At 54.9% G+C, this 14,012-nt stretch carries 13 protein-coding genes; 8 read left to right on the forward strand and 5 right to left on the reverse strand.

From position 1 onward, the window contains the following. Positions 1–60 precede the first annotated feature (60 nt). The 4 genes from acnB to yacL all read left to right on the forward strand — a co-directional run bounded on the left by acnB (position 61) and on the right by yacL (position 4,246). On the forward strand, positions 61–2,658 hold the full coding sequence (gene acnB / locus PU683_RS20360; protein WP_277174444.1) for a bifunctional aconitate hydratase 2/2-methylisocitrate dehydratase: 2,598 nt from the start codon (positions 61–63) through the stop codon (positions 2,656–2,658). 167 nt (positions 2,659–2,825) lie between these two features. Continuing rightward, positions 2,826–3,149 carry a DUF3289 family protein gene (locus PU683_RS20365; RefSeq protein WP_277174445.1) on the forward strand — a complete coding sequence of 108 codons (324 nt, stop codon included), beginning with the start codon at positions 2,826–2,828 and terminating at the stop codon, positions 3,147–3,149. Between the two features lie 81 nt (positions 3,150–3,230). Beyond that, positions 3,231–3,692, forward strand: a complete 462-nt coding sequence (locus tag PU683_RS20370; RefSeq protein WP_277174500.1) for a DUF943 family protein — start codon at positions 3,231–3,233, stop codon at positions 3,690–3,692. A 191-nt stretch (positions 3,693–3,883) separates the two neighbouring features. Continuing rightward, positions 3,884–4,246, forward strand: coding sequence for a protein YacL (yacL, locus tag PU683_RS20375; RefSeq protein WP_277174501.1), 363 nt, complete (start codon positions 3,884–3,886; stop codon positions 4,244–4,246). Between the two features lie 30 nt (positions 4,247–4,276). On the opposite strand, the gene speD is transcribed toward yacL, so the two are convergent. The 3 genes from speD to PU683_RS20390 all read right to left on the reverse strand — a co-directional run bounded on the left by speD (position 4,277) and on the right by PU683_RS20390 (position 6,386). Next, complete coding sequence (speD, locus tag PU683_RS20380) at positions 4,277–5,071, reverse strand: adenosylmethionine decarboxylase (RefSeq protein ID WP_023480253.1); 795 nt, start codon at positions 5,069–5,071, stop codon at positions 4,277–4,279. A 20-nt stretch (positions 5,072–5,091) separates the two neighbouring features. Beyond that, entirely contained in the window at positions 5,092–5,952 is an 861-nt protein-coding gene (gene speE / locus PU683_RS20385; RefSeq protein WP_277174446.1) for a polyamine aminopropyltransferase, read from the reverse strand. Between the two features lie 86 nt (positions 5,953–6,038). Further along, positions 6,039–6,386: a YacC family pilotin-like protein gene (locus PU683_RS20390; protein ID WP_023480277.1), complete on the reverse strand. Its 348-nt coding sequence runs from the start codon at positions 6,384–6,386 to the stop codon at positions 6,039–6,041. Between the two features lie 144 nt (positions 6,387–6,530). Here PU683_RS20390 and cueO point away from each other — a divergent pair, with 144 nt between their 5' ends. Further along, positions 6,531–8,096 carry a multicopper oxidase CueO gene (gene cueO / locus PU683_RS20395; protein ID WP_277174447.1) on the forward strand — a complete coding sequence of 522 codons (1,566 nt, stop codon included), beginning with the start codon at positions 6,531–6,533 and terminating at the stop codon, positions 8,094–8,096. Positions 8,097–8,315: 219 nt separating this feature from the next. Here cueO and PU683_RS20400 read toward each other — a convergent pair whose 3' ends face one another. Continuing rightward, positions 8,316–10,706: a glucose/quinate/shikimate family membrane-bound PQQ-dependent dehydrogenase gene (locus tag PU683_RS20400; protein ID WP_277174448.1), complete on the reverse strand. Its 2,391-nt coding sequence runs from the start codon at positions 10,704–10,706 to the stop codon at positions 8,316–8,318. 206 nt (positions 10,707–10,912) lie between these two features. Between PU683_RS20400 and hpt the strand changes: the two genes are divergently transcribed. Then, on the forward strand, positions 10,913–11,449 hold the full coding sequence (hpt, locus tag PU683_RS20405; protein ID WP_277174449.1) for a hypoxanthine phosphoribosyltransferase: 537 nt from the start codon (positions 10,913–10,915) through the stop codon (positions 11,447–11,449). 26 nt (positions 11,450–11,475) lie between these two features. Here hpt and can read toward each other — a convergent pair whose 3' ends face one another. Continuing rightward, on the reverse strand, positions 11,476–12,138 hold the full coding sequence (gene can, locus PU683_RS20410; RefSeq protein WP_187801342.1) for a carbonate dehydratase: 663 nt from the start codon (positions 12,136–12,138) through the stop codon (positions 11,476–11,478). A gap of 107 nt (positions 12,139–12,245) precedes the next feature. On the opposite strand from can, the gene PU683_RS20415 reads away from it, so the two are divergent. Together PU683_RS20415 and PU683_RS20420 are read left to right on the forward strand one after the other, a co-directional pair. Further along, positions 12,246–13,172, forward strand: a complete 927-nt coding sequence (locus tag PU683_RS20415) for an ABC transporter ATP-binding protein (RefSeq protein WP_277174450.1) — start codon at positions 12,246–12,248, stop codon at positions 13,170–13,172. Continuing rightward, positions 13,169–13,939 (forward strand): ABC transporter permease, encoded by a 771-nt coding sequence (locus PU683_RS20420; protein WP_034813337.1) that lies wholly within the window; start codon positions 13,169–13,171, stop codon positions 13,937–13,939. Before PU683_RS20415 ends, PU683_RS20420 begins: the two co-directional genes overlap by 4 nt. Positions 13,940–14,012 lie beyond the last annotated feature (73 nt).

Here is a 14,012-nt window from a genome sequence, read left to right on the forward strand (position 1 = left end):
CACAGGAGCGTGAAGAGAAACGCCTGCCGCATTATGACAATGAGAGCGAGGAGAACCGTCGTGCTAGAAGAATACCGTAAGCACGTAGCTGAACGTGCCGCTGAGGGGATTGCGCCAAAACCATTAGATGCAACCCAAATGGCCGCGCTTGTCGAGCTGCTGAAAAGTCCGCCTGCTGGCGAAGAAGAATTCCTGTTAGACCTGCTGGCTAACCGTGTCCCGCCCGGTGTTGATGAAGCCGCCTATGTGAAAGCGGGTTTCCTTGCAGCTGTCGCCAAAGGCGAAGCAACCTCCCCACTGGTTAGCCCTGAAAAAGCCGTAGAACTGCTGGGCACCATGCAGGGCGGCTATAACATCCATCCGCTGATTGAAGCGCTGGATAACGACGCGCTGGCACCGATTGCTGCCAAAGCCCTCTCCCACACCCTGCTGATGTTCGACAACTTCTACGACGTAGAAGAGAAAGCGAAAGCGGGCAACGCCTACGCCAAACAGGTGATGCAATCCTGGGCTGAGGCTGAATGGTTCCAGAGCCGTCCGCCGCTGGCCGAGAAGATCACCGTTACCGTCTTTAAAGTGACCGGCGAAACCAACACCGATGATCTCTCACCGGCACCGGATGCCTGGTCGCGCCCGGATATTCCGCTACACGCGCTGGCGATGCTGAAAAACGCCCGTGAAGGGATCGAACCGGATCAGCCGGGCAGCGTTGGCCCGATTAAACAGATCGAGGCTCTGGCGCAGAAAGGCTTCCCGCTGGCCTACGTCGGCGACGTCGTCGGTACCGGCTCTTCGCGTAAATCCGCCACCAACTCGGTGCTGTGGTTTATGGGCGACGACATTCCGAACGTGCCGAACAAGCGCGGCGGCGGTCTGGTGCTCGGTGGCAAAATCGCCCCTATCTTCTTCAACACCATGGAAGATGCTGGTGCGCTGCCGATCGAAGTCGACGTCTCTGACCTGAACATGGGCGACGTGATTGATGTTTACCCGTTCAAAGGCGAAGTGCGCAACCACGAAACCGGCGAACTGCTGGCGACCTTCGAACTGAAAACCGACGTGCTGATTGATGAAGTGCGTGCCGGTGGCCGTATCCCGTTGATTATCGGTCGTGGCCTGACCACCAAAGCGCGTGAATCGCTGGGTCTGCCGCCGAGCGAGATCTTCCGTCAGGCGAAAGACGTGGCGGAAAGCAGCCGCGGCTACTCGCTGGCGCAGAAAATGGTAGGCCGTGCCTGTGGCGTCGACGGTGTTCGTCCGGGCGCGTACTGCGAACCGAAGATGACCTCCGTCGGCTCGCAGGACACCACCGGCCCGATGACCCGTGATGAGCTGAAAGACCTGGCGTGCCTCGGCTTCTCTGCCGATCTGGTGATGCAGTCCTTCTGCCACACTGCGGCCTATCCGAAGCCGGTTGACGTGACCACGCACCATACGCTGCCGGACTTCATTATGAACCGTGGCGGCGTGTCGCTGCGTCCGGGCGATGGTGTTATCCACTCCTGGCTGAACCGCATGCTGCTGCCGGATACCGTTGGTACCGGCGGTGACTCCCACACCCGTTTCCCGATTGGTATCTCCTTCCCGGCGGGCTCCGGCCTGGTGGCGTTTGCCGCTGCGACCGGCGTGATGCCGCTGGATATGCCGGAATCGGTGCTGGTGCGCTTCAAAGGCAAAATGCAGCCGGGCATCACGCTGCGCGATCTGGTTCACGCCATTCCGCTCTACGCCATCAAACAGGGTCTGCTGACCGTTGAGAAGAAGGGTAAGAAAAACATCTTCTCTGGTCGCATCCTGGAAATTGAGGGCTTGCCGGATCTGAAAGTTGAGCAGGCGTTCGAGCTGACCGATGCCTCCGCTGAGCGTTCTGCCGCGGGTTGTACCATCAAGCTGAACAAAGAGCCGATTATCGAGTACCTGACCTCCAACATCGTGCTGCTGAAGTGGATGATTGCCGAAGGTTATGGCGACCGCCGTACGCTGGAGCGCCGTATCCAGGGCATGGAGAAATGGCTGGCGGATCCGCAGCTGCTTGAAGCAGACGCGGATGCAGAGTACGCGGCGGTGATCGATATCGATCTGGCCGAAATCAAAGAGCCGATCCTCTGCGCGCCGAACGATCCGGACGATGCGCGTCTGCTCTCTGATGTGCAGGGCGAGAGCATCGATGAGGTGTTCATCGGCTCCTGCATGACCAACATCGGCCACTTCCGCGCCGCCGGTAAGCTGCTGGATAGCCACAAAGGCCAGCTGCCGACCCGCCTGTGGGTGGCGCCGCCAACGCGTATGGACGCCGCACAGCTGACCGAAGAGGGCTACTACAGCGTCTTTGGCAAGAGCGGTGCGCGTATCGAAATCCCGGGCTGCTCCCTGTGCATGGGGAACCAGGCGCGCGTGGCAGACGGTGCGACAGTGGTGTCGACCTCGACCCGTAACTTCCCGAACCGTTTAGGTACCGGCGCGAACGTCTTCCTGGCCTCTGCGGAGCTGGCAGCCGTGTCGGCGCTGATCGGTAAACTGCCGACGCCGCAGGAGTATCTGACCTTTATGGATCAGGTGGATAAAACCGCCGTGGATACCTACCGCTATCTCAACTTTGACCAGCTTGATCAATACACCGATAAAGCTGAAGGCGTGATATTCCAGACCGCCGTCTAAAGCAGAAAGCCACTCTTCGGAGTGGCTTTTTTTCCGTTATGTCTTTAAAAAAAGTTAAATTCCGAATTATATATATGTAACCCTGCATCAACTTAACCTCCAACTTTTATCGCTTTATTCTTCCTGGGCAAGTTTCGCCAAAGGATGATAATAAATGGAGGTGTTCGATGGTCGCGCACGTTTTTCCCACTCTGATCTTTAAAACGCAAAAAACGATGGATGATTATGGTGCACCTGATATGCGCTATGGTGATTTATCTGAGCGTTATTTAAAGAGTAATCTTCACATGCTGGACATATCATCTCGAATAAATCCCTATACCTTGCAGGAGATAAGCCCGCTTAATCAATCTTTATCTATGCATTATGGTTCCCGACGTGAAGGACGTCACGTCACCCTGCAAGAGTGCGCGGCTATACTCTTTGATGAGTTCCGATTTTTATCTGGCACCTTTTCAATTTACGGTAATAATCAATATCTCATTAAGTAAATGATTACTCATATGCAGACAGGCAATGGATTGCCTTTTTGTAATACAGTTCAGCCACTATTGAAATTACCGGAGGGCGAAATGAAATTTTATAACAGGTTCGCTTATAGCGTGATTATTTCAATTTTAATTTTGTCCGGTTTATTCATCTGGCTTACACAGCGTCCGGTAAAAATCATCGCTGTTCATGAAGATGGCCATTATAGTTCCGTGCTGGTGGAACATTTCCCCATCACTGATAAAGGAAAAATAAATTGGTGGGTGCAAAATAAAAATATTCTGCAAAAAATATACGGTATTCCAAATCCGTCAACCTGGGGATATTTCAATGTTATGTTCTGGGATTTTGGCGATGGTTATAAAAATCAGGATAAATATGATCGGTTGTGCTTCGATGATATGAAGACAGAAAAACGGTGTGTCGATAAGAATAAGATTTTTAGCGTTGAGCGCGATCGTAACGGAGATACTTTATTTACCGTCAATGATGGACGATATCGAATGAATGAAAACGGAGAGGTCGTGCGGTTAAGTGATGAGTAATATCTGAGCAGGGTAGATAGTCAATAAGATGAGCATCGCCAGAAAACGGTTTCGGATTTAGGGTTCCAGCCAGCACGTTCAGGTTTATCTGTAAGAATTTTTCACGACTTCCCGTCCCCGCGCTTTTTTTCCTGTATTGTGCTGCGATAATTAAAGCACTGGCGGCTATCTGGCCCCCATGAGGAGCAATGATGGATTACGAATTTCTGCGCGATGTCACCGGCGGCGTCAAAGTGCGCATGTCGATGGGGCACGAAGTGATCGGCCACTGGTTCAACGAAGAGGTGAAAGAGAACCTCGCCCTGCTGGATGAAGTGGAGCAGGCGGCACACACGGTGAAGGGCAGCGAGCGCTCATGGCAGCGCGTCGGCCATGAATATACGCTGTGGCTGGATGGCGAAGAGGTGATGATCCGCGCCAACTTGCTGGAGTTTACCGGCGACGAGATGGAAGAGGGGATGAACTACTACGACGAGGAGAGTTTATCGCTCTGCGGCGTGGAGGATTTTCTTCAGGTGGTCGCGGCCTATCGGCAATTTCTCAGGCAGCGCTAATCGGGGAGCGTCCCTGCTCCCGCTGCGCATTTACACGGCCGGGATGTTGCGGCCGTAGTAGATCTCGCGCATCTCTTTCCACAGCGCTTCCGTGATCTCTTTCCGCTCCTGCGGCGTCAAATCTTCCGGTTTGGTATGGAACATGTAGTGCTTAAGGTCGAACTCCTTAAGCAACATTTTGGTATGGAAGATGTTTTCCTGGTAAACATTCACATCCATCATGTCATACAGTGATTTCATATCGTCAGACATAAAGTTCTGGATCGAATTAATCTCGTGGTCGATGAAGTGCTTCATGCCATTCACGTCACGCGTGAAACCGCGCACGCGGTAGTCGACGGTCACGATATCCGACTCAAGCTGATGGATAAGGTAGTTCAGCGCTTTCAGCGGCGAAATTACCCCGCAGGTCGAGACTTCAATATCGGCGCGGAAGGTGCACAACCCGCCTTCGGGATGGCTTTCCGGGTAGGTGTGCACGCAAATATGGCTCTTATCCAGATGCGCGACAACCGCTTCCGGCAGCGGCCCCGGATGTTCGGTTTTGTCGATCAGGTGCGGGTCGACCGGCTCTTCGCTCACCAGGATCGTCACGCTCGCACCCTGCGGCTCGTAGTCCTGACGGGCAATATTCAAAATGTTAGCGCCAATGATGTTGCAGGTCTCCGTCAGGATCTCCGTCAGGCGGTTGGCGTTATAGAGTTCATCAATATAGGCAATATAGCCGTCGCGCTCTTCGGCGGTTTTGGCGTAGCAGATATCGTAGATACAAAAACTCAGGCTTTTGGTCAGGTTGTTAAAGCCATGTAGTTTAAGCTTTTTCAATTTTTCTCACCCCCTTAGCGTCACTGTGCAGACAGTGCATCGTGTAGATATTGTGGCAGAGCGAATGCTGCCGTATGGATTGCCGGATTGTAGTAACGGCAGGTCAGTGCGGCGGTGTGGAAACGCGCAGCGATAATCTCCGTAGAGAGTGTGCGCAACGCTTCGTTATCCGTCGCCCAGGCAAAGGTCATAATGCCGCCGTAATAGGTCGGGATTGCCGCCTGGTAGAAGCTGACATCGGCAAAATAGTGCCCCAGTTTGCGATGGCTACCGACGGCTTCCTCCTGCTGTAAGAAGCAGACGCCGTTCTGCGCGACAAAAATCCCGCCGGGATTGAGGCAGCGCTTGCACCCTTCATAAAATGCCGAGGTGAAGAGGCTCTCGCCCGGACCGACGGGATCGGTACAGTCAGAGATAATCACATCGAAGGTTTTTTGCGTGTGGTTGACGAAGTTGACGCCATCATCAATCACCAACTCAAAACGCGGATCGTCGTAGGCACCGGCATTGTGTTTTGGCAGGTACTGGCGGCAGAAAGAGACGACGCCTGCGTCAATCTCTACCATGGTGATGGTTTCAATATTTTTGTGGCGGGAGACTTCGCGTAGCATCGCACCGTCGCCGCCGCCGATGATCAGCACATGCTTTGCCTGACCGTGCGCCAGCAGGGGGACGTGAGTCATCATCTCATGATAGATAAACTCATCGCGCTCTGTGGTCTGTACCACGCCATCCAGCGCCATCACGCGGCCAAAGGCGGCGTTTTCGAAGATAATCAGATCCTGATGGTCGGTCTTCTCGTGGTAAAGCACCTTATCAACGGCAAAGTACTGACCAAAGTTGTCGTGCAGCGTTTCTTGCCAAATGGTGTTGTCGGCCATTCGTCGCTCCTTTGTTAACATCCGTGAAAAACGGGCGCAACATGATAGCCAACTCTGGCGAACGATGCACGGTCAAAAGATAAGCGCTATTTGACGTAGGCGAGCAGGCTCAACGAGTCACGGGCAAGAGCCTTGCACTTTTTAGCCGTTGGAATGCCGATGCCGCTCAGATCGCGGTAGCTCTCTTCGCCCAGCGCCTTCATGTTCCAGCTATCGTAGTTGCTGAGATCCCACTGGTTTTGCTGGGCAAAAAAGACCAGCGCACGGCGGATCTGCCCGTTAGGTAAGTTGTTATAACCGCAGTCATTTTTCAGAAAAACAAACACCGCCGTCAGATCGGCCATGTCTTCAGCTTCAGATTCACTCAGGGCATAACTATTGGCGGAGACAGCGAGCAGGCTGCCAAGGATGATACTTCTGAAAAACGTTTTCATTCTCTCTACCACGGCGTAACGGAAATTAAACGTTAGCACAGTCCAGTTAACGCGACGATATTTATTATCATCTGCTTTCTTGACCTTCCGGCAGGGGAAAGGTTTACGCTTAATGCACCGCCGACTCTTGATAAGGACATACCCATGCAACGTCGAGATTTTCTTAAATATTCCGCGCTCCTGGGGGCCACCAGCGCGCTACCGCTTTGGAGCCGCTCGCTCTTCGCCGCCACCCACCCCCCGTTACCGATTCCGCCGCTGCTGGCGCCTGATGCGCAAAGCCGCATCGTCTTAACGGTGCAGGCGGGAGAGAGCCAGTTTGCGCAGAAAAGCGCGACAACCTGGGGTTATAACGGCGCGCTGCTGGGGCCGGCCATTCAGTTGCGGCAGGGGAAAGCGGTGACAGTGGATATCCGCAATCAGCTTGCCGAAGAGACTACCGTGCACTGGCACGGTCTCGAAGTAGCAGGGGAGGTCGACGGCGGGCCGCAGGGCGTCATCAAGGCGGGGGGGAGCCGGGCGGTGACCTTTACCCCGATGCAGCAGGCCGCCACCTGCTGGTTCCACCCTCATCAGCATGGCAAAACCGGGCGTCAGGTCGCGATGGGGCTGGCCGGGCTGGTGCTGATCGAAGATGAGAACAGCCGCAAGCTACGCCTGCCGCAGCAGTGGGGCATTGATGATGTGCCGGTGATCGTGCAGGACAAAAAATTTACCGCGCAGGGGCAGATTGATTACCAGCTCGATGTGATGAGCGCGGCGGTAGGCTGGTTTGGCGATACGCTGCTCGCCAACGGGGCTGTCTACCCGCAGCATGCGGCTCCACGCGGCTGGTTGCGTCTGCGCCTGCTCAACGGGTGTAACGCGCGCTCGCTCAATCTTGCCACCAGCGATAAGCGCCCGCTCTATGTCATCGCCAGCGACGGCGGGCTGTTAAGTGAGCCGGTTAAGGTGGCTGAACTGCCGATGTTGATGGGCGAACGGTTTGAGGTGCTGGTGGATATCAGCGATGGTAAGGCTTTCGATCTTGTGACGCTGCCGGTTAAGCAGATGGGGATGACCGTTGCGCCATTCGACCAACCGGTGCCGGTACTGCGCATTCAGCCGCTGCTGGTGACCGCCTCGGGCGATCTACCGGATACGCTGGCTTCGCTGCCCGCCCTGCCTGCGCTTGCGGGACTTACCCAGCGCACCTTGCAGCTGTCGATGGATCCGATGCTCGATATGATGGGTATGCAGGCGCTACAACAGAAGTATGGCGATGGCGCGATGGCGGGCATGGCGATGCATCATGGCGATATGCATGGCATGCACGGGATGCAGATGGATCATGGTCATATGGATCACGACAGCCAGGGTTTTGATTTCCACAATGCCAACCGAATTAACGGCAAAGCGTTTGATATGGTGACGCCGCAATTCGCGGTGCAAAAAGGGCAGTATGAGCGCTGGACGATCTCCGGGGAGGGAGACATGATGCTGCATCCGTTCCATATTCACGGTACGCAGTTCCGCATTCTTTCCGAAAACGGTAAGCCACCGGCGGCGCATCGCGCAGGCTGGAAAGATACGGTCAATGTGTATGGTGCGCGCAGTGAAGTGCTGGTGCGCTTTGATCACACGGCAGCGAAAGAGTCTGCCTATATGGCGCACTGCCATCTGCTGGAGCATGAGGATACCGGCATGATGCTCGGCTTTACCGTCGCCTAAACTGCTCCCGGCAAAAATGCCTGATGGCGCTGCGCTTATCAGGCCTGGTTTCTGTGGTCGGTTTCGGGATTTTGTAGGCCGGATAAGGCGTCAGCCGCCATCCGGCAATGCGTCGCGATTTCACATTAAAAAAGCCCGGCTGCGTTATGCATGCCGGGCTTTATTTTGTCCGCCGGACAGGGCGTTAGCCGCCATCCGGCAATAGAGCAGGGAGCTTAATTACTTCGCGTCATCCGGCAGAGCAAATGCCACGATGTAGTCGCCCATTTTGGTCCCGAACGAACCGTGACCACCGGCGGAGATGACAACATACTGCTTGCCATTCACCTCATAGGTCATCGGCGTTGCCTGACCACCCGCTGGCAGACGACCTTCCCACAGTTTGTCACCGTTGGTCATGTTGTACGCGCGCAGGTAGTTATCCGCTGTACCGGCAATAAACAGCACGTTACCGGCAGTGGAGATCGGGCCGCCGAGCATCGGCATACCGAGGGTAAACGGCACTTTAATTGGCATCGGGAACGGCAGGCTATCCTGCGGCGTACCGATACGTTTTTTCCATGCCACCTGGTTGGTTTTCAGATCCAGCGCAGAGATATAACCCCAGGCTGGCTGTTTGCACGGCAGGCCAAACGGAGAGAGGAACGGGTTCAGCGTGACGCCAAACGGTACACCGTACTGCGGCTGAATACCGGATTCTGAACCGGTGCCTTTCGCATCTTTCGGCGGCTCCATCGGGTTATTTGGACCACGCGGGATCAGCTTCGAGACAAACGGCAGCGCCATCGGGTTGGCAATTGCCACCTGGCGGTTTGGATCGACAGAGATACCGCCCCACTCAAACATGCCGAGGTTACCCGGGAAGACCAGCGTACCCTGCTCAGACGGCGGGGTGAAAATACCTTCATAGCGCAACTGGTGGAACATCACGCGGCACACCAGTTGGTCAAACATGGTGGCGCCCCACATATCCGCGCCGCTCAAATCTTTCTTCGGACGGAAGCTCAGATCGGAGAAGGGTTGGGTTTTGGTGACGTAATCGCCTTTCGCTGCGCCCTGCGGAACCGGTTTTTCCGGTGCCGGCACAACCAGCTCGCCGTTACGGCGATCGAGCACGAAGATGTTACCGGTTTTCGCCGGGGCATAAATCACCGGGACTTTCTTACCGTTCACATCGATATCCGCCAGCGTCGGCTGGGACGGCATATCCATATCCCACAGATCGTGGTGTACGGTCTGATAGCTCCACACCAGCTTACCGGTGGTCGCATTCAACGCAACAATGGAACTGGCATAACGCTCCTGCTCCGGCGTACGGTTACCGCCCCAGATATCTGGCGTGGTAACGCCCATCGGCAGGTAGACCATATCCAGTTTGGCGTCGTAGGCCGCAGGTGCCCAGGAGTTCGGCGAGTTAAGGGTGAAGTGGTGTTCATCCGCCGGGATCGCATTTGGATCTTTCGCGCCCGGATCGAAGGCCCACAGCAGCTTACCGGTGTTGATGTCGAAACCACGAATGACACCAGACGGCTCACGGGTGGAGAAGTTATCCGTTACCGCACCGGCAATGATAATCATTTTATCGGTGACAATCGGCGGTGAAGTCGGCTCATACATCCCCGGCGTGGTGACCGGCATGTTGGTTTGCAGGTTGAGGATACCTTTGTTAGCAAAGGAGTCACACAGCTTGCCGTTGTCAGCGTTTACCGCGAACAGGCGACCGTCGTTGACCGGCAGAATGATGCGGCGCGGGCAGTTAGCTACCACGTCCGGGCTGGCGTTTTCCGCCGTCGCTTCGTGGTAAGAGACACCACGACAGGTGACATGCTGGAAGGAGGGGTCCGCGTTCAGCTGCGGATCGAAGTGCCACTTCTCTTTACCGGTTGCCGCATCGAGGGCGAACAGACGCTGGTGAGCGGTGCAGAGGAAGAGCGTGTCGCCTACTTTAATCGGCGTCACTTCGTTGGTGATTTCACCCGGATCGTTTGGCAGCTTCAGGTCGCCGGTGCGGAACACCCAGGCTTCCTTCAGGTTTTTAACGTTATCCGCGTTAATCTGCTTCAGCGGGGAGTAACGTTGACCTTCCTGGTTACGGCCATAGGCCGGCCAGTCACTATCGGCAACATTGGAGATCGGTGCAGCAGGCGTTGCATCGGCGCTCAGGGTGCCGTTGATCTCCTGCGGGTCATTAAAGCCGGCCCAGGTCAGGATACCGCCGCTAATCAGCAGTACCGCTAACAGCGCAGCAACCGCGCCGCGGGCAGGAATAATCAGGCGACGCCAGACGAACGGCAGGATCAGCCAGATACCGAAGAATACGAGGATATCGCTACGCGGCGTCAGCGCCCAGAAGTCGAAGCCAACTTCCCACACGCCCCACAGCATGGTAGCCAGCAGCAGTGCCGCGTAAAGCCATAGCGCGGAACGCTTCTCTTTCCACAGCAGCCAGGTTACGCCAAGCATCACCAGGCCAGCGATGGGGTAGTACCAGGAGCCACCGATGGAGACCAGCCAGACACCACCGATTAAAAGATACAGCCCGCAGAAGGCTGCAAAGATCGTCGTCAGCATGATCAATAGCCGCGACCGTTGCGATTTTGTTTCTGCCATAAAAGGGTTACTCATCAGTTTGTTAAATTTTTGATAGCAACTAATTATAGGTGTTAACAAGTGTGATCGTCATCACAAATCGAGCTTTCTCGATGCATGCCCACCTGAATTGGTTTTGCTGGTATACTTCACGGCTTGCGTTTCAATCACCGGTTTAAGCGATTGGTGTTGAATTATTTGCTTCTAAAATCATATGGTTAGTTAATATGAAACACAAAGTTGAAGTGATGATCCCGGAAGCGGAGATCAAAGCACGCGTCGCCGAACTGGGTCGTCAAATCACTGAACGTTACAAAGATAGCGGCAGCGAGATGGTGCTGGTGGGGCTGCTGCGCGGCTCGTTTATGTTTATGGCCGATCTCTGCCGTGAAGTGCAGGTCTCCCATGAAGTCGATTTTATGACCGCCTCCAGCTACGGCAGCGGCATGTCATCGACCCGCGATGTGAAAATTCTCAAAGATCTGGATGAAGATATTCGCGGCAAAGATGTATTGATTGTTGAAGACATTATCGATTCTGGCAACACGCTGTCGAAAGTGCGCGAGATTCTGCGCCTGCGCGAACCAAAGTCGCTGGCGATCTGTACCCTGCTGGATAAACCGTCGCGACGCGAAGTGGAAGTGACCGTCGAGTATGTCGGTTTCTCGATCCCGGATGAGTTTGTGGTGGGCTACGGAATTGACTACGCTCAGCGCTATCGCCATTTGCCCTATGTCGGCAAAGTGGTCATGCTGGACGAATAAAAAATCGGGGCCGACGGCCCCGATTGTTATTTGTGATTAATGTGCTTCTGGCTGATGTTCTGGACACCTGTGCGATAACGCTGTTCCAGCGTTTCGCGGTTGGTGGCAGTCACCTCCAGATCGCGCAGCAGGCCGTCGTGGATGCCGTAAGCCCAGCCGTGAATCGTCACGTTCTGGCCGCGTTTCCAGGCGGATTGCATAATCGTTGAGTGGCCAAGGTTATAAACCTGCTCCATGACGTTCAGTTCGCACAGCGTATCGAGACGACGTTCTGGCGGCATTTCGCCGAGCAGCGAGCTATGTTTAAACCAGATGTCGCGAATGTGCAGCAGCCAGTTGTTGATAAGACCCAGCTCCGGGTTTTCAACCGCTGCCTGAACACCGCCGCAGCCGTAGTGGCCGCAGATGATGATGTGTTCAACTTCCAGCACATCAACGGCGTATTGCACAACGGAGAGGCAGTTTAAGTCGGTATGGATGACCAGGTTGGCCACGTTACGGTGAACAAACAGCTCGCCGGGTTCAAGGCCAGTCAGGCGCTCAGCCGGAACGCGTGAGTCTGAACAGCCAATCCACAGAAAGCGCGGCTTTTGTGCCTGCGCCAGCGTTTCAAAAAATCCTGGATCTTCCTCGACCAGCATTTTTGACCATAGTGCGTTGTTGCTGATGAGTGTATCTATGTCTTTCATAGCGCTTTGCGACCTGTAAGCAAAATAAGTGCGAGGCCTAATATAGGTCAACTCTTTCTCTTTTAAAACCACACATCGAGTGTAAGAAAATAGGTAAGTGATAATACATGACCATTGCACTGGAGCTTGAGCAGCTTAAAAAAACCTATCCTGGCGGCGTTCAGGCGCTGCGCGGAATCGATCTGAAAGTCGAGGCGGGAGACTTCTACGCCCTGCTTGGGCCAAACGGCGCGGGCAAATCGACGACCATCGGCATTATCAGCTCGCTGGTGAATAAAACCTCTGGCCGGGTCAGCGTTTTCGGCTATGACCTGGAAAAAGATGTGGTGAACGCCAAACGCCAGCTTGGGCTGGTGCCGCAGGAGTTCAACTTCAACCCGTTTGAAACGGTGCAGCAGATCGTCGTTAACCAGGCGGGCTACTACGGTGTCGATCGCAAAGATGCGCTAGCACGCAGCGAAAAGTATCTTAACCAGCTCGATCTGTGGGGAAAACGCAATGAACGCGCGCGCATGCTCTCCGGCGGGATGAAGCGCCGTCTGATGATTGCCCGTGCGCTGATGCATGAGCCAAAACTACTGATCCTCGATGAGCCAACGGCGGGCGTCGACATCGAGCTGCGCCGCTCAATGTGGGGTTTTTTGAAGGATCTGAACGACAAAGGCACCACCATTATTCTCACCACCCACTATCTGGAAGAGGCGGAGATGCTGTGCCGCAATATCGGCATCATCCAGCATGGCGAACTGGTGGAGAACACCTCGATGAAATCGCTGCTCGCCAAGCTCAAATCAGAGACGTTTATCCTCGATTTGGCGGCGAAAAGCGCGCTGCCGAAGCTGGAAGGGTATCAATATCGCCTGGTGGATACTTCAACGCTTGAGGTTGAGGTACTGCGCGAGCAGGGCATCAACAGCGTCTTTAGCCAGCTCAGCGCGCAGGGGATTCAGGTATTAAGTATGCGTAACAAAGCCAACCGCCTCGAAGAGCTGTTCGTTACGCTGGTGCATGACAGGAAAGGAGAGGGCGCATGATGCAGCTTTATTGGGTGGCGCTGAAGAGTATCTGGTACAAAGAGATCCAGCGTTTTATGCGTATCTGGGTGCAGACACTGGTGCCGCCGGTGATCACCATGACCCTCTACTTTATTATTTTCGGCAACCTGATTGGCTCGCGTATCGGTGAAATGCACGGCTTCACCTATATGCAGTTTATCGTCCCGGGGCTGATCATGATGGCGGTGATCACCAACGGCTACGCCAACGTTGCCTCCTCCTTCTTTAGCGCCAAGTTTCAGCGCAACATTGAGGAGTTGCTGGTGGCGCCGGTGCCGACGCACGTCATTATCGTTGGTTATGTTGGCGGCGGCGTGGCGCGCGGGCTCTGCGTGGGCGTGCTGGTGACGGCGGTGTCGCTCTTCTTCGTGCCTTTCCAGGTGCACTCATGGCTGTTTGTCGGGTTGACGCTGTTGCTCACCGCAGTGCTCTTCTCGCTGGCTGGTCTGTTGAATGCGGTGTTCGCCAAAACTTTCGACGATATCAGCCTGATCCCGACCTTTGTGTTGACCCCTCTGACCTATCTCGGCGGCGTCTTCTACTCCCTGACGCTGCTGCCGCCGTTCTGGCAGGCGCTGTCGCACCTGAACCCGATCGTCTACATGATTAGCGGCTTCCGCTTCGGCTTCCTCGGGATTAGCGATGTACCGCTCGTCACCACGGTCGGCGTGCTGGTGGTCTTTATCCTCGGCTTCTATCTGACCTGCTGGTATTTAATTCAGCGTGGACGCGGGCTGCGTAGCTAACGGCTCTGGGGGGCTTTCTGCCGGAGGGTGCTAACGCCTATCCGGCTATTTTAGCCGTGCTTAAAAAATACTA

The organism is Candidatus Kosakonia sp. 282A-S69 (assembly GCF_029433855.1).
GTDB lineage: Bacteria > Pseudomonadota > Gammaproteobacteria > Enterobacterales > Enterobacteriaceae > Kosakonia > Kosakonia cowanii_A.

Excerpts from the sequence above, each read along its gene's own strand:
- yacL (WP_277174501.1), top strand. The coding sequence starts at position 3,884 with ATGGATTACGAATTTCTGCGCGATGTCACCGGCGGCGTCAAAGTGCGC.
- PU683_RS20415 (WP_277174450.1), top strand. The coding sequence starts at position 12,246 with ATGACCATTGCACTGGAGCTTGAGCAGCTTAAAAAAACCTATCCTGGC.
- can (WP_187801342.1), bottom strand. The coding sequence starts at position 12,138 with ATGAAAGACATAGATACACTCATCAGCAACAACGCACTATGGTCAAAA.
- PU683_RS20370 (WP_277174500.1), top strand. The coding sequence starts at position 3,231 with ATGAAATTTTATAACAGGTTCGCTTATAGCGTGATTATTTCAATTTTA.
- PU683_RS20400 (WP_277174448.1), bottom strand. The coding sequence starts at position 10,706 with ATGGCAGAAACAAAATCGCAACGGTCGCGGCTATTGATCATGCTGACG.
- hpt (WP_277174449.1), top strand. The coding sequence starts at position 10,913 with ATGAAACACAAAGTTGAAGTGATGATCCCGGAAGCGGAGATCAAAGCA.
- PU683_RS20420 (WP_034813337.1), top strand. The coding sequence starts at position 13,169 with ATGATGCAGCTTTATTGGGTGGCGCTGAAGAGTATCTGGTACAAAGAG.
- speE (WP_277174446.1), bottom strand. The coding sequence starts at position 5,952 with ATGGCCGACAACACCATTTGGCAAGAAACGCTGCACGACAACTTTGGT.
- PU683_RS20390 (WP_023480277.1), bottom strand. The coding sequence starts at position 6,386 with ATGAAAACGTTTTTCAGAAGTATCATCCTTGGCAGCCTGCTCGCTGTC.
- cueO (WP_277174447.1), top strand. The coding sequence starts at position 6,531 with ATGCAACGTCGAGATTTTCTTAAATATTCCGCGCTCCTGGGGGCCACC.
- PU683_RS20365 (WP_277174445.1), top strand. The coding sequence starts at position 2,826 with ATGGTCGCGCACGTTTTTCCCACTCTGATCTTTAAAACGCAAAAAACG.